The sequence below is a fragment of the Bacillus sp. mrc49 genome, from assembly GCF_002803435.1.
Genome location: NZ_PHNG01000791.1, coordinates 1 through 17130 on the forward strand (window position 1 = coordinate 1; position 17130 = coordinate 17130).

Genomic DNA, 17130 nt, shown 5'->3' on the forward strand with positions numbered 1-17130 from the left:
TGGGATGGCCAACGCCACGATCATTGAAAGATTGGATTGAAATGAAGCCTGCGATCATGAACATGGGTCATTTGCACGAAAGGCAAGCTGAAAAAGTGAAACAGCCGACTATCGCCAGACTGACGTAAGAGCTCGTTCTGTTGAGGGGTGGCTTAATTGAGGAGGAAATGATATGTCAGTAACGATTAAAAATATCTTTGATCAGACCGTTCAGAAATTCCCCATTAAAGAGGCTATCTACGACGTGAGAAGAAATATCCGCTACACGTATATTCAGTGGAATGACCAGGTGAATCGGTTGGCGGCTGCCTTGCAGGCGGAAGGCGTTCGAAAAGGCGACAGAGTCTCCACGTACCTCTATAACAATGAAGAGCTTGCCACTGCATTCTTTGCCTGCGCAAAAATCGGCGCAATCTTTAATCCAATCAACTTCCGCCTCATGCCGGAAGAAGTGGCCTTCATTTTAAATGATGCAGCACCAAAAGTCGTTTTATTCGAACGGGAATTGGAATCAGTGGTTGCGGCTATTGAAAAGCGATTCCCGGAAACGGGTTTCTGGTACATTGATGATGATGTGCCAGGTTATGCGAAAGGCTACCGCCAAAAATTGGCCAGCGTTTCATCTCAGCCGGCCGAAGTGGAGGTTCATGAGGATGATGTTTATGCCATTATGTATACGAGTGGGACGACGGGGCGTCCGAAAGGGGTCATTCACCTACATAAAGATATGGTCAAACATGCTGCGATTTTAAGCGAGGCCCTTAATTATGAACGATCCGATATAGGTTTGATCACTGCACCGATGTTTCATTGTGCCGAACTGCATTGTTGCTTTTTACCTCGCGTACAGGTTGGAGCGATGAATGTCATCCTCCACCAGTTCAATCCGAAAAAGGTGATGGAGCTAGTTGAGTCAGAGGGGATCACCAAGTTATTCGCTGCGCCTACGATGTGGAACATGATCATTCAGGAAAACCTGGCCGAGTATAAATTCCAGAGCCTGAAGCTAGGGCTATATGGAGCTGCTCCAATGGCGCCATCGCTTGTATATGCTTGTCAGGAAAAGCTGGGAATCCAGTTCATCCAAGCATATGGAATGACTGAAATGGGGCCAGCCATCACTCTCCTGATGGAAGATGATCAAATAAGGAAAGCGGGCTCTGCCGGCAAGCCATGTCAGGAACATGAAATCATCATTGTCCGCCCCAATGATGACGGGCCATCGGAGCCAGAGGAAGTATTGGAGCCAGGGCAAACGGGCGAAATTCTTGTGAAGGGTCCATGTATCATGCAAGGCTATTTTCGAAAGGATGCGGAGACGGAAAATGCGCTTTATAAGGGCTGGTACCATTCCGGTGATATTGGTTACCTGGATGAAGATGGATATTTGTGGGTGAAGGACCGAGTGGATGACATGATCATTTCCGGGGGTGAAAATGTGTACCCGCGGGAAGTGGAAGATACACTTCATGGGCATCCTCAAGTGTTCGACTGTGCGGTACTCGGTCAACCGAATGAAAAATGGGGGGAAACGGTAACGGCGTTCATCGTAGCGAAAGGTTCCGGGTTAACGGAACTCGATTTAGAAAACTGGTGTAAGGAAAGTGATGCACTAGCTAACTATAAACGACCGAGAAGATATATATTCTGTGAAGAGCTGCCGCGAAATGCAAGTGGCAAGATACAAAAATTCCTGCTCCGTAAACAGCTGGAGAATATCGCTAACGACAAAGGGTCGGGAAATCTCCATTTCTAAATGTGTGGAACAAATCCAGTTGGATAACGGTGAATAATAACTTTGGCGATATAGGCAAGGGGAGAAAAAAGTTATCCACAATTAAAATCCTGACTGCACAGAGGAATATCGCCTTTATCCACATAATCCACAGAGTTATCCATAAATAACATTATTTTCTTGTTGGTAAAGCGAGTCATAATGCCTATTGTTTATCAGTATTTTCAGAATATATCCACAATATTAACAATGATGTGGATAAAAGGTGTGGATAAGAACAAGTTAGGGGCTAAAATAGCCCCCATGTTATAAAAACGATCAGCGGCGATTATGAGCTCGACGATCCGCTTCCTTTGCTCGTGCTTGCGCTTCGATGTCTTCCTGGTCAGCCAGTTCGGAAGAGTATTCAACGTCAAGTCCGTCACTTTTCAGGTTTTTAGGAACTTGCGGCAATTTTTGTTTATTTTTGTCTCGATTATGATGTATGTTATTGCGTCCCATGTTTACGCCCCCTAAATTTAAAAAAATAAGCAGGAGATGAATTTCATCTCCTGCTTATTTTGTGTTGAACAATCAATCAAAATGTACGGGAAAATGCACCAAGCTTATCGGCGTGATCTTTTCTCATTAAAGCCGCCGGCACGATCTGCATTTTTAAATTCCCGTGCATATAGAATGGCTTGGGTGCTCGTTAAGTTACTTTTTTCTTTTTCGTGTTTTTTGGACATGTAGATCAGCTCCATTTCACCTTAATATCCCTATTTTTTCCTAAAAAGCAGCTTTCATACGTGAGAATCTTTTTTTAAGATAGCTTGTAACGCCTCTTTAAGGGATGGAAAGGTAAAAGTGAATCCTTCTTCTTTAAGTTTTGCGGGAAGGACTTTTTGTCCTTCAAGCACCATCATGCTCATTTCGCCCAGTGCGGTTTTCAGGATGAATGGGGGGACAGGGAACCAATGGGGCCGGTGCATGACTGTACCTATCGTTTTACCGAATGCATCCATTTGGACGGGAGTAGGTGCCGTGAAATTAACTGGCCCCTCTGTTCCCTGATCACTGATGCAAAAGGAGATTGCCCGCACCACGTCTTGAATATGAATCCAGGAAAGCCACTGATTCCCCTTGCCAAGCCTTCCTCCGCCGAAAAGCTTATAAGGCAGGACCATCATGGGCAATGCCCCTCCGTTTTCGCCCAGAATCACACCAAATCTGGTAAGGACGAGCCTGTTGCTGTATGCCCGGGATTTAGCGGCTTCCTTTTCCCATAGCTTTACAGTCCTTGCCAAGAAATCATCACCGATCGATTCAGATGATTCGATAAAGGCATCCTTGTCTGAAATCCCATAATATCCTATTGCACTGGCGTTGATGATGACAGACACCTTATTGGGCAGAGTGGAAAGAATCCTGTTCATCTCCTTGCAGGCATCAATCCTGCTTTCGACAATTCTCCTTTTCCGTTCAGGAGTCCAACGCCCGTCATTTAAAGATTCACCTGCTAGGTTTATGAATCCATCAAGGCCCGCCAACTGTTCCTCGGGCTTTGCGTTCTCGGTCAGCCAGCCTATATATTGAAGCCTGGGCTGTTTTTTGTATTTTTCCGGATGACGGGTCAATATATATAAATCATGATTTTCTTTAAGTAATTCGTCAATAAGGGCTGTGCCGACAAAACCGCTTCCACCAGCAATGGCTATTTTCATGAAAACCACTTCCTTTCCCTGTCTTTCCTTCACTTTACCATGCCGATGTACTTTTTTCATTTTTGGACATGCTTTTATAGAAATGGGGCAAATAAAGGGGTAAAGTAGGTGTGGGGGTGAAATTTATGCCGAATATAACAAAAATAACAACCCAAAAAAAACGTAAAGACCGATATAACATATTCGTTGATGAAAAATATGCCTTCAGCGTGGATGAAGAAGTTTTACTTAAATATCAATTGAAAAAGGGTACGGAACTGGATGATCTATTGCTGGCTGAAATACAATTCCATGATGAAATCCAAAAAGCATTTACAGATGCCCTTAATTATTTATCATACCGGATGAGATCGGAATCGGAAATTCGCCTTTATTTGAAAAAAAAGGATACGGAAGAACCGATTATCAAAGAAGCGATTTATAAGCTGTATAGCTTTAACTATTTGGACGACCTTGAATTTGCAAAGGCTTATGTACGGACACATGTGAATGGCGGCAATAAAGGCCCGACTACCTTAAAGCTTGAGCTAAAGGAAAAAGGAATAACAGAAAAATTGGTTCTCGAGGCCATGAAGGAATACCCCTTTGATCTTCAAATAGAGCATGCAAGAAAACTTGCCGGAAAATCAATTAAAAAGGAAAAAAACATTTCGGAACGGGCTTTAAGGCAAAAGGTTGAACAAACCTTATTAAGAAAGGGTTTTCCGAGGGAAGTCATCCTTGAAGCGCTTGAAGATGTGACAGTGGAAAAGGATGAAGATGAACAATGGGATTCCTTATGCCATCATGCGCAAAAATTGGAGCGTCGTTATAAAAACCTTGAAAGCTTCGAACATGATCAGAAAATGAAGCAGGCATTATACCGAAAAGGTTTTCCGATAGAATTGATTGAACGATACCTTTCCGGTCCTGACCTGGATTAAGTACAGCATTAGCCAAAACAAGAAATTTTGTTTAATATAGAGGTAAATTAATATTTCATTAAGGAGCACTATATATGAGTGACGTAAGATACAGCAAGTTGTCGGCCTATGAGCTGCAGCAGGAAATTGCAGCATTGACTGAAAAAGCAAGAAAGGCTGAGCAATTGGGAATGGTGAATGAGTATTCTGTATTGGAACGTAAAGTGACGATGGCGAAGGCCTATTTGCTGAATCCCGATGATTTTAAAAAAGGTGAAATATATCAGATTGATGGCGATCCAGGTGTCTATTTCAAAATTGACTATATGAATGGGGTATTCGCCTGGGGTTACCGCCTGGGCGGCAGTGGGAAGGAAGAGGCGCTGCCGATTTCGATGCTGAAATAAAGGAACCGGGAATGATCCCGATTCCTTTTGAAACACTGTCAATTCGATCGCTGGTTGGAAGCTTTCATTCGTTCCTGAGGGTGTGTATTGATGCTTCCATCTGCACGTTTTGAAGCATATCTTGCTTGTGCACGAGGCTCGCCTTGAAATTTATTATTATTTTGGTTGGGGAATCCTTTTTGTTTATTTCGCAAGTTGTTCTCCTCCAAGCATCAGTTTAAAGAAAGAAGCGTTTCCGCTTATCACTAGTATGGGTAATGGACCATATAGTTGATTCTGTAAAAATATTGGCAATGAGGTGTTTCTAATGAATGATTACCATGAAAGATTAACCAAGATACTGCTTGAGAAAAATGACCACATCACGTATGAACAAGCTTTGACTTGGGTGGAATTATTATGGGAGGATTTCGAAGCGACCTATGCAAAAGCTGGACATGAATACGCCGGTGAAGAAATGACGTCACGCGTAGTAAGAACATGGATAGATAATTACGGTGAGCAATTCCACGAATTCATTGCAAAAAATCCTAAATATCAACATTTACTAAATCAGCAGAATCTGCTGCATTAAAAAAGCTGATTCCAGGGGTTCGACTCCTGGGATCAGCCTTTTTTCACTGTGCATTGTACGCAGCTATAAAATGATATTCAATTTCTTCTGCAGCTTCGCTTCACTAAAAATCCAGCCGGTATACGAATTCAAGATATTCAAATCGCTGTCTAGATGGACGACTGCCACAAACGGGTAATATCCATTGCTTCGGTACCTCAAATCAATGAAACGAACTTCATAATATTCTTTTATCTGTTCGATTTCAAAACGGTAAACCGGAGAAAAGGACAGAAAGGCTGCAAGGTTGATATCCTTTTTGGCTGCCTCAAGAATTTCACTTTCAGGCAATGGCACCCGATCGAACGTATCCAGGATGGTCACATACCCATTATCTGCCCGTGCCACATAATAATTCTTTTCGGTGATCACTGCAATCTTCCAGCGGTGAAAACGCATCGTCGGTGATAACAGGATTTTTCTGGCTCCAGGGATTTGCCGCTTAACGGCCCTTTTAATAAAAGCCTGTTCCCTGAATCGAGAGATATAATAAATGACGAGTATCCCGTAGATCACGAGGAATAAATAGCCCGGGGGAAATCCGAAGCCCCACAGTATCAGTCCTGCAACATGGATGCCAAAAATGAATGGATCGAATGTATTGATGACCCCTAAAGCTACCCATTTTGACGAGATCGGCCTTAGAGCCTGTGTCCCATATGCATTGAATATATCCACGAATACATGAAGGAATACGGCTAAAAAGGTCCAAAGCCAAAGATGAAGGTAATTTGCTTCAGGTATGATGGCGAAAAGCGCACCGCTGATGATCAAAGGCCAAAGTAAAACAGCGGGAATGGAATGCGTGATTCCACGGTGATTGCGTATATATACGGCGTTATTCCTTAATTTTAAAACGGTGTCGATATCCGGAGCCTGCGAGCCCAATATCGTACCAGCTATGACTGCACTTGCAGTGACTGGGTCCTGCGCAATGACAGGATCTAATGTGGCAAGACCTCCAAGAGCAATTCCCATGACAAAGTGAGTACCTGTATCCAAAAATTCTACCTCCCTGCCACAATTTGAAAAAAATGGTCTTCTTTCATCATACCGTATTTATATAATAACCATCAAATGAATATAATTTTGACTTATTTTTATGAGCCTTTACAATTAAATGGATATGAACATGATATTAAAAAAAGAATGCCTACTATAGGTATTCCCAATTTTGATTAGAGTGTAACATTTTTGGAGGAACTGATGTGAAAGAAATAATGATCCCGACAATAGAAAAAATAAATATAGAAGGATTTCAACAAGATTTAGTTTCCTGGTTCCTGCAAGAACAGCGGGAATTGCCATGGAGAAAAAATAAGGATCCATACCGTGTTTGGGTGTCCGAAATCATGCTTCAGCAAACGAGGGTTGATACGGTCATTCCTTATTTCAACCGATTCATGGAATGGTTCCCCACACTTGAGGATTTTGCCGATGCCGATGAAGAGAAAATCTTGAAGGCGTGGGAAGGGCTTGGATATTATTCGCGTGTAAGGAATCTGCAAACTGCCGTTCGGGAAGTACGGGCTTCCTATAACGGAATCGTTCCGGATGAACCAGGGGAGATCTCCAAACTGAAGGGCGTTGGCCCGTATACGGCTGGTGCAATCCTGAGCATTGCCTATGGCAAACCGGAACCGGCAGTCGACGGGAACGTCATGCGCGTATTATCCCGTATATTAATGATCTATGAAGACATTGCAAAGCCGAAGACGAGAAAAACATTTGAAGCGGCCGTAAGAAAGCTGATCGATCATGACCATACTTCTGCCTTCAATCAAGCTTTGATGGAACTAGGGGCATTAATCTGCACGCCTGGGAAACCGGCATGTCTGCTCTGTCCAGTTCAAAGTCATTGTCTCGCATTCGAAGCCGGTGTCCAGTCCGAACTGCCGGTGAAAATCCAAAAGAAAAAAACGCGGGATGTTCCCATTGTGGCCGCTGTCTTAACGAATGAAAAAGGTCAATTCCTCATACACAAGCGAGAACCTTCTGGGCTGCTTGCCAATCTATGGGAGTATCCCAATTTCGAAAACCATGCACCCCTTCAGCCCAAGCGGGAGTTTTACGAGGATCGCTTTCAAGAAATGTATGGAGTCAAACCGGAAATTACGGGATCACTTGTACGGATAGAACATGTTTTTTCACATCTCGTTTGGAAAGTGGATACGTATATCGGAGAGGTCAAGGAAATTGATGAAGGAACCTTACGGAAAAACCAGCTCAAGTGGGTTAGTGAAGCCGAGATGGCTGAGTTGGCTTTTCCGGTCTCCCATCAAAAGATGATGAAGGCCTATAATGAAAGAGAACATATTCAATAAAGGCATTTTGCTCCCGGTCAAAGACATTGTATTTAATCGTAATTTAGGATTTGCTGTAAAAGACTGCATAACAATCCTTAGGATATAAAGAAGAGGATATCGGCAAAGATATCCTCTTTTCTTTAAATCAATCGTAAACCGGCTTCGTTCCATGTGTATAATCGGCTTCCTGCCTGGTAAGGCCGCCCCTATTTTCAATTTCTTTGACGATTTCGCCATGGATGCTCTGTCCTTCTTGGTTTAAATAAGGTACCATTTGTTGTAGGGAGTGATGAAAATAGGCAAGCTCGCTATTTTCCCAATCCGATTTTTTCATCATCGACAACTCTGTCATATCACGTCCAACATACATAACAGTCACACTCCTTAAAAAAAAATTTATAACTCGGTGTTTACTCAGAAAGGAAGAATAAACGAATGGAACAAAAAGTAGCGCTCGTTACGGGCAGCAGTAAAGGCTTAGGTAGAAGCACGGCAATAAAACTGGCAGAGGAAGGTTACGACCTCGTTATTAATTATGCCCGAAGCAAGTCGAAAGCATTAGAAGTGGCAGCTGAAATTGAAGCGTTGGGGCGGAAAGCTCTTGTAGTGAAGGCGAATGTAGGCGACGTCGCAAAGGTGAAAAGCATGTTCGAGGAAATCGAAGCGTATTATGGACGCTTGGACATCTTCATCAATAATGCGGCATCCGGAGTGCAGCGCCCATTGATGGAGCTTGAAGAATCACATTGGAATTGGACGATGGATATCAACACGAAGGCACTCCTTTTCTGCGCCCAGGAAGCGGCGAAATTGATGGAAAGGAACGGAGGCGGGAAAATCGTCAGCATCAGTTCACTTGGCTCGATTCGCTACCTGAAAAATTATACGGCTGTGGGTGTTTCCAAAGCGGCGCTTGAAGCATTGACAAGATATTTAGCTGTCGAACTTGCGGCGAAGAACATTTGCGTCAATGCCGTTTCAGGCGGTGTAATCGATACGGATGCCCTGAAGTCCTTCCCGAACCGGGATGAAATGCTGGCTGAGGCTGCAGAACAGACCCCTGCAGGAAGGATGGTAGAGGTTGAGGATATGGTGAGCACGATCATGTTTTTAATTTCCGATGGAGCGAGCATGATCCGTGGACAAACCGTCATCGTTGATGGAGGCATTTCTTTGCTCGTGTAAGAAAACTGGAAAAATTTAGCCGGATAACACACGGTCATGATGGTTATCTTATTATCGTGGAGGTGATATCAATGGCTAAAAACAAAACGCAATCAGGTACTGACATCCAACATGTAAAGAACAAAAACGGGCAAGCTCAACAAGGTCAAGGTCAATACGGTACTGAATTCGCTTCTGAAACAAACGTTCAAGAAGTGAAAAAACAAAACCAAGCTTCTCAACAAGGCCAAGGCCAATACGGCACTGAGTTTGCTTCTGAAACAAACGTTCAAGAAGTGAAAAAACAAAATGCAAAATCTCAAAGCAATAAAAGCCAAGGCTAATTGCTGTTACAACATTGAAAGGCATCCTTCTTATGAAGGGTGCTTTTCTTTTTTTGCTCCTTTTGATTCGACAAATGTTTCTTTGTGTTTACATTTTATGTCAAAGGAGATGTCCGGTTGAAAATCGAATATACATACTATGGAAAAAAAAGATTAGGAAGGTGCATTCATGGAGGAATTTAACCGGCTTATAAATGACCAGTTGAAGACGATGGATAAGCTTTTACTTTTACAATCGGAAATCGAGAAATGCCAAGATATAGAGAAGCAGCTCCTAGCCTTGCAAGAAGAAAGTGAAGCCATTACCATCCAGGAAGAGATTCAACTCAAGAAGCAGGAGTTGAAAAGTATTCATGATCGGTTCGAGAGCCAAACGGAGGCAGTCATTCGTTATTTTCAGCAGCAACAGGCAGCTATACGATAAATCAGAGGCTAATTTCTAAGTGTTAATGGGTGGATGGTCAGATTTTTTTGACTTTTTTACACATTTCCACGGAGAGATTAGCCACTTTTGTTTTAAATTTACGAATAAATCGCTATAATAAAGGAATATAGGGTAAATGGAAAAAAGTATATATTTTTAAATACACACAACAACTTCAAACGGAATAGGGCACAGTACGATGAATGGGTGTCTATAGAAAGTAGGGAGAGATAAATGGGGATTGTTCCTGCCGAAGGAGGAAAAATCCAAATCCATAGCTATAAACATAATGGACATATCCATCGTATCTGGGAAGAAACAACCGTTTTAAAAGGGACCCAAAATCTGATGATAGCGGCGAATGACCGTACTATGGTGACGGAATCAGATGGTAGGACCTGGATTACACGTGAGCCGGCGATTTGCTATTTTCATTCAAAGTATTGGTTTAATGTTATCGGTATGTTGAGGGAGGACGGGGTTTATTATTATTGCAACATCAGTTCGCCGTTCACATACGATTCGGGAGCATTGAAATACATTGATTATGACCTGGACATTAAAGTATTCCCAGATATGACGTTTAATTTGCTGGATGAGGATGAATATGAAAGGCATCGGAAAGAAATGAATTACCCGGATGCCATCGATTCAATATTGAAACAGAACGTAGACTATTTAATTTATATGATACGCCAGCGAAAAGGACCATTCTCCGCAGAGTTCATTGATAGTTGGTATGAACGCTTCTTGACCTATCGATGATAGTAAAGGCCTGCTGCTTATTGAGCAGGCTTTTTCTGGTGTGTAGGGTCCGCTTCGCTTCAAGGCTATCTTTCATTTTCATCCATTTGAAACGGTTTGATAGTTCAGCTTCGAAAAGGAAAACATAACAGAACATGACTGGTCTTTTTTAGCACGAGTAAGCCCCTTGGCGAATCGACCGTAAGAAATGGAGGGATTCCGTGGAGAGCATCAAGAGATATTTGCATTTTGTCAAGCCATATAAATGGGAGATAATCGGGACGGTTTTAATCGGACTGTTAAAATTCGCGATTCCGCTGCTGCTGCCACTGCTCAGTAAGTATATCGTGGATGACATCATCGGAAATGGTGACCTGTCGAAGGCCGTGAAATCAGAACGGCTTTTATGGGCCATGGGGATCATGTTGTTCATTTTCGTTGCGATAAGACCGCCAATCGAGTATTATCGGCAGTATTTCGCCCAATGGACAGGAACGAAAATTCTATATGATATCCGAAATGATTTATTTACACATATACAGAAACTAAGCTTTAAATATTATTCGAACACAAGAGTGGGAGAGGTCATCTCTAGGATGATCACGGATGTGGAACAAACGAAGAACTTTGTCATCACGGGATTGATGAACCTTTGGCTTGATATTGCCACGATCGTGATCGTGATAGCCATCATGTTCAAGATGGACGTGAAGTTAACGATTGTATCGATCATCATGCTTCCTTTCTATGCCTTCTCGATCAAGCATTTCTTTGGCAAGCTCAGAACCTATACAAGGGTCCGTTCCCAGGCTTTAGCCGATGTACAGAGTCACCTTCATGAACGTGTTTCTGGGATGTCTGTCATCAAAAGCTTTGCGATTGAAGATCGCGAACAGGAATTATTTGCTCAGCAGAATAAGAATTTCCTGGATAAGGCCTTGAAGCATACGAGCTGGAATGCTAAATCCTTCGCTGTGGTCAATACGATTACGGATATTGCGCCGTTGCTCGTGATAGGATTTGCCGGATACCAGGTCATTCAAGATCAATTATCATTGGGGACGATGGTTGCGTTCGTCGGCTTCATAGACCGGCTCTATAATCCGCTCAGACGATTAGTCAATTCTTCGACTACCATGACCCAGACATTGGCTTCCATGGACAGGGTGTTCGAGTTCGTCGATGAGAAGTATGATATCGATGATGAGCCAGATGCGCAAGAGCTGAAGCATGTAGATGGCCATATTACATTCGATGATGTATCGTTCGCGTATGACGAGAGGGAAGCACCTGTATTAAAACATATAAATTTGGATGTTTTGCCTGGAGAAACCATTGCACTGGTCGGCATGAGCGGCGGAGGGAAATCATCGATCGTCAGCTTGATTTCCCGCTTCTATGACGTGACGGAGGGAAGGGTGTTACTGGATGGAACCGATATCCGGAACTTTCAAGTGCGGAGCTTAAGAGATAAAATCGGCATGGTGCTGCAGGATAATATCTTATTTAGTGAATCGGTAAAGGCCAATATCCTGATGGGCCGGCCCGATGCAAGTGATGAGGAAGTCATTGAAGCGGCTAAAGCGGCCAATGCCCACGACTTTATCATCGGCCTGAAAGAGGGATACGAAACGAAAGTAGGCGAGCGTGGCGTGAAATTATCCGGAGGGCAAAAGCAGCGGGTTGCCATAGCAAGAGTCTTTTTGAAAAACCCGCCCATCCTCGTACTGGACGAAGCAACATCCGCCTTGGACTTGGAAAGTGAACATTATATTCAGGAGGCGCTGGACATCCTCGCTAATAACCGGACAACCATCATCGTGGCTCACCGCTTATCAACCATCACCCATGCCGATCGAATCGTTCATATCGAAAATGGGGAAATTACCGAAATGGGCACACATGAAGAACTCATGAAAAAGCAGGGACATTATTACAGCCTATTTCAAGTGCAACAACTGGGTTCCTAAAAAGGGTTTAGGATTAAACGGGACACAGCCTGTAAACAAAAAGGTTTCGGAACCGAATTCCGAAACCTTTTTATTTTGCTTCAGTGTGTTCATAAATTCGGGCTTTTCGGTCCATTATTAGTAATAACCTAAAAAACCGAAGACAAGCTCAATCGATATCGAGCTTGCCTTCGGTATGAGATCATTCCCGATAAGGAATGGTCTTTCTTATGTTGTAAAACGCTTATCCAATTCCGGTCAAGGAATTCTATTTTCATGCAGCGCCTTTTTCCTGCCGGGAAGGAATTGTGGAAGATGCTTCATTCCTTCAGGCAGGGCGATGCCGAAAATGATCAGGAACATCCCGAACCATTGCATTGACGTAACATGTTCATTCAAGAAGATGACGGAAACGACCATAGCCGATGGCAATTCCGCAGCACAAAGAATCGTTCCAAGTCCGACCCCAACCTTCGGCAAACTTACAGCGAAGAAGAAGAATGGAACAAGCACACCTAATATACCGAGCAATAGACCATAATACCATAGATTCGTTTGGACAAGGTTCGTAACGAGTGTTACAGGATTGGTGGTGATTACAGCAGTCAGCATCGCTCCCGTTGCAATGAAAAACAACCGTTTCATCGAGGATTCCCCAACTGCGAATTTGGAGTTGCAATACATATAAAGCGCAAAAAGCAATGCGGATAACAGGCCGAACAATACACCTTTCAAGCTCAGTGCTGAGAGCGGCTGTCCGAATATAGCTCCTGCAAATAAGGTGCCGATGAACAGAACGAAAATGGCAATGAGTTTATTTTTATCCGGACGTCTTTTATTTAGAAAGCTTTCAATGAGGACACCTATCCAAGTGAATTGAAAGAGAAAGACAACGGCAATCGAAGCGGGAAGCTCTGATACGGATACGGCATATGCCTTTCCGACGAAAGTGGACATCATGCCTGTAATCATCAGCAATCCGATACTTTTCCAAGGTACTTTATATTTGAATGAAAAAAGGAATAAAACGGAAATGATCAGCCAGCCTATGAGATATTGACTGCCGACCAGTTCACCGGAAGAATGGCCATCCATGAAACCAAATTTCATCATGGTCGATAGTGTACCATATGAAATCGAACCGATTAACACCATTATGGAATACTTCAAAAGTTGCATGTTTTTCACCCCTATAAAAATAAAAATCGCCACCTGCCAAAAAGGCAAGTGACGAACGAAAAAAGGAAATCCTTTTAAAATTCCGTCTCTCAACAAAAGCTGAGTTTAAAGAAATGTTTGTGTTGCATGACCTAAGCTTAAGGTCTTTGTGAATAATTGTCAACCAGAAAAATAAGTAAAAGCTTCTCCCGTTCAACAGGTAAAAAGGGATATAAATGGAGATCGCAATCGATACCATCACCATTATAAAAAAACCCCTTAGGCAAATATGCCTGAGGGGTTTGCGGGTTTCAGTCGTCCTTCTGCTGGAAATTCTTCAACTTACCCCGGTATTCCGAGTCCTTCATCTTGCCAAGGTTCGGTTTCTTTTCTTCTTCTGATGGTTCATCGTTTGGGGTTTGCTTATGTAGCTTGGAAAGCGCCAAACGATAATCCTGGTCTTTCATTTTTAATTCATCGTTGTCTGTAGGGAAGATGATTTCGGTATCAAGCTCATCATCCGAAGATAAATCCGATTTGGATGATGGAGCATCATCCTTGATAACCGGTTTCTCTTCAGGTGATAAAGCTTTGATATTGAAAGTGATCAAGCCCGTGATCGCTAAAATCGCAACGATGATGATAATTAGAATTAAGCCCATTGAATCAAGCCTCCTAGAGCTCGTTTGTGAATGAACGGGTGACTTGGGCTACCCGTTTTCCCAATGCTTCCCCAAGCTGCAAGTCGTTTTTGGAGATGTTATCTTCCACACCGGGCGGGCAGCTTATCCCGACACCATAGTAGGATCCATACAAGGCGTTTTCAGGAACGGTGCCGGGCAAGCCGACGATGATCATTCCTTGGTGAAGCATTGGGGTGATCAGATTGAGCATGGTCGCCTCTAGCCCTCCGTGTACGGTGGCTGTCGTACAGAATACAGCACCCACTTTATTGATGAGCGCCCCTTCCGCCCATAAATATCCAAGTTTATCAATCCATGCCTTCAAACTCGAACTGATTGTTCCGAAATGGCCCGGGCAGCCCCAAATGATGGCATCCATTTCCTGAAGCTTATAAACATCCGCCTCGTTTACATGGTCAATGAGAACCTCGGCACCAGGAACCGCAGCGGCTCCCTGGGCTATCGATTCGGCAAGCGCTTTTGTATGGTTGCCTTCACTGTCGTATACAACATAGATTTTCATTCTTATCCCCCCGTATGATTAAACCGATTTTTTCACTGGTGAAGGCAGTAAAGGTACATCCAGTTTCTCTTCTTGAGCTTGTTGGATTACTACTTTATCCTTACGGACGTCACGTAAAAACAGTGAGAGTACGATCCCGACAACTGCGAAGCCCGTTGCCCAAAAGAATGCATCATTGATTCCCATTACATTTGCTTTTCCTTGAATTTGGGCGGAAATCAATGACATTGCTGTTTCCCGTGCCTGCTCACTCGTTTGATTCATCGTGCTCATGATGGATTGGACGATAGCCTGGAAATTCTGGACAAAACCGGGATCACTCGTACTCATATCCATTCCCAAGGAAGTTCCATGGAAAGTAGCGCGGTTTGTATAGATGGTTGTGACGAAGCTGGTACCGATGGCTCCAGTCACTTGTTTCAGCGTATTGCTCATCGCCGTTCCATGAGTATTCAAGTACTTCGGCAGCTGGTTCATCCCTGCTGTCATGATCGGCATCATCAGCATGGACATTCCAAGGGCACGAATGGCATAGATGATCACCAAAGTCGAATACGTCGTATCTGTGGTCAAATTAGCGAATTCGAAGGTCGTGACAGCAGTAATCCCTAACCCGATCAATGCTAATGGACGTGGACCGACTTTGTCGAATAGCGCTCCTGAAATGGGTGACATCACCATCATGACAAGGGCACCAGGCAACATCAACAGTCCGGATTGAACAGGTGTGAATCCTCTAAGCGTCTGTAAATAAATCGGCAATAAGAAAATGCCTGTAAACATCGCAACTGTAACGATGGCCGAAATGATATTCGATAATACGAACATGTCATATTTAAATACACGGAAGTCGAGCATTGGTGTATCCGATTTTAGCTGTTGCACCACAAATAGGGTCAGCAGGATGATCCCGATGATGATCGTTCCGAGAACGATCGAATCCGTCCAGCCTTTGGAACCTGCTTCACTGACACCGTATAAGAGGGAGGCGACACCTATCAAGGATAGCGAGGCTCCCAATAGGTCCAATTTGATCTTTTTGGGCTCCGCTACATTCCGCATACTTAATAAGGCAAGTATGATGATGATTATGCCTAATGGAACCATTGCGTAGAACATGACCCGCCAGCTATATTCCTGAATGACCCAACCGGATAAAGTCGGTCCGATGGCAGGAGCGAACATGATAGCCAAGCCGAAGATTCCCATCCCTTTTCCGCGCATTTCTGGAGGGAAGATAAAAAGAATGATCGTCATGACCAATGGCTGCAGGATTCCTCCGCCAGCAGCCTGAATCAGCCTGCCTGTGAGGATGATTGGGAAATTGGGTGCTATACCGCAAATGAGTGTTCCGATCGTGAATAGAAACATCGCAGCCAAGAACAGGATTCTCGTGCCGAATCGTTCTATCAGGAACGCGGACAGTGGAATCAAGGCCCCATTCACCAGCATGAAACCAGTTGATAACCATTGTATCGTAGTCGCAGCTACATTAAATTCGGCCATCATCCTCGGCATGGCGACACTAAGCAGGGTTTGGTTCAAAATGACCATGAACAAACCAAGCATTAAGATAATTAACATCGGGGCGAACTGCTTCATGCCCTTGTTTTCGTTGATTGAAATTGTTTGAGAAGCCATTTAAGGAAAGCCTCCTTTCTGTATAACTGTGTAGCTCATTAATTGGTTGAAATTTTCACTTCTGCATTCATACCAGGCAGAACTTTATCGGATGGAGCTTTAATGGAAATTTTAACAGGTACTTTTTGCGTGACTTTCGTATAGTTTCCGCTGCTGTTTTGATTGCCCATCACGGAAAAGACGGAAGTTGTAGCATAACCGATTTGTTCCAATGTACCTTCGAAGACGGTATCGGAATCTCCATCAATGATGATATCGACGCTGTCACCTTTTTCAATTTTTTTCAATTTATTTTCTTCGATATTAGCTGTGATGGACAAATCATTCATATCGATGGTTTGAGCCAATGTTTGACCCGCTTGAACTAGTTGATCATCATGTACCTGAGTTTTAACGACAGTACCTTGTGCTGCTGTTTTTACCGTTTCTTTTCCTGCTGCAGTGGCTACATTCGCCACTTTGGCATTTTTGCTGACACTGTCACCTTCTTCTAAATCCCAATCCGCTAGCTTACCGGCAGCAGGTGCAACGATCGTATACAAATCTCCTGAAACCTTCGCTTCATCCGTTTTTATGAAATTCGTGCTTTCATAATAGTAAAAAGCCCCACCGGCCACAACCGCTAATATAATAACCAAACCAATGACATTGACTAAAACTAAACGTCCTCTATTCACTTGTTTCGCCTCCAAAAATATAGATGATTGATACATATAACTTATATTGCTTGACCTTCATTCATTCACATGACGTATTTATCTAATTCATGCCCCCTATATCACATGTTTATTATTAATTTTAATAAATATTAATTTTTATAAGTATTAACATTAA

At 43.2% G+C, this 17130-nt stretch carries 21 protein-coding genes; 10 read left to right on the forward strand and 11 right to left on the reverse strand.

The features are described from left to right. Window positions 1–172 precede the first annotated feature (172 nt). Window positions 173–1756, forward strand: coding sequence for a fatty acid--CoA ligase (locus tag CVN76_RS25315; RefSeq protein ID WP_100533517.1), 1584 nt, complete (start codon window positions 173–175; stop codon window positions 1754–1756). 297 nt (window positions 1757–2053) lie between these two features. Here CVN76_RS25315 and CVN76_RS25320 read toward each other — a convergent pair whose 3' ends face one another. The 3 genes from CVN76_RS25320 to CVN76_RS25330 form a co-directional block, all read right to left on the reverse strand. After that, window positions 2054–2236 (reverse strand): YfhD family protein, encoded by a 183-nt coding sequence (locus CVN76_RS25320; RefSeq protein WP_100533518.1) that lies wholly within the window; start codon window positions 2234–2236, stop codon window positions 2054–2056. A gap of 104 nt (window positions 2237–2340) precedes the next feature. Continuing rightward, entirely contained in the window at window positions 2341–2463 is a 123-nt protein-coding gene (locus CVN76_RS25325) for a YfhE family protein (RefSeq protein ID WP_100533519.1), read from the reverse strand. A 54-nt stretch (window positions 2464–2517) separates the two neighbouring features. Continuing rightward, a complete protein-coding gene (locus CVN76_RS25330) occupies window positions 2518–3438 on the reverse strand; it encodes a TIGR01777 family oxidoreductase (RefSeq protein ID WP_061142498.1) in 921 nt (306 codons plus the stop codon). A gap of 125 nt (window positions 3439–3563) precedes the next feature. Between CVN76_RS25330 and recX the strand changes: the two genes are divergently transcribed. Beyond that, window positions 3564–4361: a recombination regulator RecX gene (gene recX / locus CVN76_RS25335; protein WP_100533520.1), complete on the forward strand. Its 798-nt coding sequence runs from the start codon at window positions 3564–3566 to the stop codon at window positions 4359–4361. Window positions 4362–4435: 74 nt separating this feature from the next. Next, entirely contained in the window at window positions 4436–4747 is a 312-nt protein-coding gene (locus tag CVN76_RS25340; protein WP_034305394.1) for a YfhH family protein, read from the forward strand. A 38-nt stretch (window positions 4748–4785) separates the two neighbouring features. Here the strand turns inward: CVN76_RS25340 and CVN76_RS25345 are convergent, their stop codons facing one another. Continuing rightward, entirely contained in the window at window positions 4786–4941 is a 156-nt protein-coding gene (locus CVN76_RS25345; RefSeq protein WP_061142496.1) for a small, acid-soluble spore protein K, read from the reverse strand. Window positions 4942–5054: 113 nt separating this feature from the next. Between CVN76_RS25345 and CVN76_RS25350 the strand changes: the two genes are divergently transcribed. Continuing rightward, window positions 5055–5321: a YfhJ family protein gene (locus CVN76_RS25350; RefSeq protein ID WP_100533521.1), complete on the forward strand. Its 267-nt coding sequence runs from the start codon at window positions 5055–5057 to the stop codon at window positions 5319–5321. A 63-nt stretch (window positions 5322–5384) separates the two neighbouring features. On the opposite strand, the gene CVN76_RS25355 is transcribed toward CVN76_RS25350, so the two are convergent. Further along, window positions 5385–6362 (reverse strand): metal-dependent hydrolase, encoded by a 978-nt coding sequence (locus CVN76_RS25355; RefSeq protein WP_100533522.1) that lies wholly within the window; start codon window positions 6360–6362, stop codon window positions 5385–5387. 206 nt (window positions 6363–6568) lie between these two features. On the opposite strand from CVN76_RS25355, the gene mutY reads away from it, so the two are divergent. Continuing rightward, on the forward strand, window positions 6569–7684 hold the full coding sequence (gene mutY / locus CVN76_RS25360) for an A/G-specific adenine glycosylase (protein WP_100533523.1): 1116 nt from the start codon (window positions 6569–6571) through the stop codon (window positions 7682–7684). A 127-nt stretch (window positions 7685–7811) separates the two neighbouring features. On the opposite strand, the gene CVN76_RS25365 is transcribed toward mutY, so the two are convergent. Beyond that, window positions 7812–8036 (reverse strand): hypothetical protein, encoded by a 225-nt coding sequence (locus CVN76_RS25365; protein ID WP_061142491.1) that lies wholly within the window; start codon window positions 8034–8036, stop codon window positions 7812–7814. Window positions 8037–8101: 65 nt separating this feature from the next. Here CVN76_RS25365 and fabL point away from each other — a divergent pair, with 65 nt between their 5' ends. From fabL to CVN76_RS25390, 5 genes are all read left to right on the forward strand, one after another. Next, window positions 8102–8851, forward strand: a complete 750-nt coding sequence (gene fabL / locus CVN76_RS25370) for an enoyl-[acyl-carrier-protein] reductase FabL (protein ID WP_100533524.1) — start codon at window positions 8102–8104, stop codon at window positions 8849–8851. Between the two features lie 71 nt (window positions 8852–8922). Beyond that, window positions 8923–9174 (forward strand): gamma-type small acid-soluble spore protein, encoded by a 252-nt coding sequence (locus tag CVN76_RS25375; RefSeq protein ID WP_061142489.1) that lies wholly within the window; start codon window positions 8923–8925, stop codon window positions 9172–9174. A gap of 169 nt (window positions 9175–9343) precedes the next feature. Beyond that, the gene (locus tag CVN76_RS25380) at window positions 9344–9598 is read left to right on the forward strand and encodes a YgaB family protein (protein WP_100533525.1); all 255 of its coding nucleotides are present in this window, start codon (window positions 9344–9346) and stop codon (window positions 9596–9598) included. A gap of 234 nt (window positions 9599–9832) precedes the next feature. Next, window positions 9833–10363 (forward strand): nucleoside tri-diphosphate phosphatase, encoded by a 531-nt coding sequence (gene ntdP, locus CVN76_RS25385; protein ID WP_061142487.1) that lies wholly within the window; start codon window positions 9833–9835, stop codon window positions 10361–10363. A gap of 200 nt (window positions 10364–10563) precedes the next feature. Further along, window positions 10564–12312, forward strand: a complete 1749-nt coding sequence (locus tag CVN76_RS25390; RefSeq protein ID WP_100533526.1) for an ABC transporter ATP-binding protein — start codon at window positions 10564–10566, stop codon at window positions 12310–12312. A gap of 237 nt (window positions 12313–12549) precedes the next feature. Here CVN76_RS25390 and CVN76_RS25395 read toward each other — a convergent pair whose 3' ends face one another. The 5 genes from CVN76_RS25395 to CVN76_RS25415 form a co-directional block, all read right to left on the reverse strand. Beyond that, window positions 12550–13470: an EamA family transporter gene (locus CVN76_RS25395; protein ID WP_100533527.1), complete on the reverse strand. Its 921-nt coding sequence runs from the start codon at window positions 13468–13470 to the stop codon at window positions 12550–12552. 290 nt (window positions 13471–13760) lie between these two features. Next, window positions 13761–14111 carry a hypothetical protein gene (locus tag CVN76_RS25400; RefSeq protein ID WP_100533528.1) on the reverse strand — a complete coding sequence of 117 codons (351 nt, stop codon included), beginning with the start codon at window positions 14109–14111 and terminating at the stop codon, window positions 13761–13763. A gap of 13 nt (window positions 14112–14124) precedes the next feature. Further along, the gene (locus CVN76_RS25405; protein ID WP_100533529.1) at window positions 14125–14655 is read right to left on the reverse strand and encodes an NAD(P)H-dependent oxidoreductase; all 531 of its coding nucleotides are present in this window, start codon (window positions 14653–14655) and stop codon (window positions 14125–14127) included. Between the two features lie 18 nt (window positions 14656–14673). Next, window positions 14674–16281, reverse strand: coding sequence for a DHA2 family efflux MFS transporter permease subunit (locus tag CVN76_RS25410; RefSeq protein WP_397251726.1), 1608 nt, complete (start codon window positions 16279–16281; stop codon window positions 14674–14676). Window positions 16282–16334: 53 nt separating this feature from the next. After that, on the reverse strand, window positions 16335–16973 hold the full coding sequence (locus tag CVN76_RS25415; protein WP_100533530.1) for an HlyD family secretion protein: 639 nt from the start codon (window positions 16971–16973) through the stop codon (window positions 16335–16337). Window positions 16974–17130 lie beyond the last annotated feature (157 nt).

Excerpts from the sequence above, each read along its gene's own strand:
- CVN76_RS25315 (WP_100533517.1), top strand. The coding sequence starts at position 173 with ATGTCAGTAACGATTAAAAATATCTTTGATCAGACCGTTCAGAAATTC.
- CVN76_RS25320 (WP_100533518.1), bottom strand. The coding sequence starts at position 2,236 with ATGGGACGCAATAACATACATCATAATCGAGACAAAAATAAACAAAAA.
- CVN76_RS25325 (WP_100533519.1), bottom strand. The coding sequence starts at position 2,463 with ATGTCCAAAAAACACGAAAAAGAAAAAAGTAACTTAACGAGCACCCAA.
- CVN76_RS25330 (WP_061142498.1), bottom strand. The coding sequence starts at position 3,438 with ATGAAAATAGCCATTGCTGGTGGAAGCGGTTTTGTCGGCACAGCCCTT.
- recX (WP_100533520.1), top strand. The coding sequence starts at position 3,564 with ATGCCGAATATAACAAAAATAACAACCCAAAAAAAACGTAAAGACCGA.
- CVN76_RS25340 (WP_034305394.1), top strand. The coding sequence starts at position 4,436 with ATGAGTGACGTAAGATACAGCAAGTTGTCGGCCTATGAGCTGCAGCAG.
- CVN76_RS25350 (WP_100533521.1), top strand. The coding sequence starts at position 5,055 with ATGAATGATTACCATGAAAGATTAACCAAGATACTGCTTGAGAAAAAT.
- CVN76_RS25365 (WP_061142491.1), bottom strand. The coding sequence starts at position 8,036 with ATGTATGTTGGACGTGATATGACAGAGTTGTCGATGATGAAAAAATCG.
- fabL (WP_100533524.1), top strand. The coding sequence starts at position 8,102 with ATGGAACAAAAAGTAGCGCTCGTTACGGGCAGCAGTAAAGGCTTAGGT.
- CVN76_RS25375 (WP_061142489.1), top strand. The coding sequence starts at position 8,923 with ATGGCTAAAAACAAAACGCAATCAGGTACTGACATCCAACATGTAAAG.
- CVN76_RS25380 (WP_100533525.1), top strand. The coding sequence starts at position 9,344 with ATGGAGGAATTTAACCGGCTTATAAATGACCAGTTGAAGACGATGGAT.
- ntdP (WP_061142487.1), top strand. The coding sequence starts at position 9,833 with ATGGGGATTGTTCCTGCCGAAGGAGGAAAAATCCAAATCCATAGCTAT.
- CVN76_RS25395 (WP_100533527.1), bottom strand. The coding sequence starts at position 13,470 with ATGCAACTTTTGAAGTATTCCATAATGGTGTTAATCGGTTCGATTTCA.
- CVN76_RS25400 (WP_100533528.1), bottom strand. The coding sequence starts at position 14,111 with ATGGGCTTAATTCTAATTATCATCATCGTTGCGATTTTAGCGATCACG.
- CVN76_RS25405 (WP_100533529.1), bottom strand. The coding sequence starts at position 14,655 with ATGAAAATCTATGTTGTATACGACAGTGAAGGCAACCATACAAAAGCG.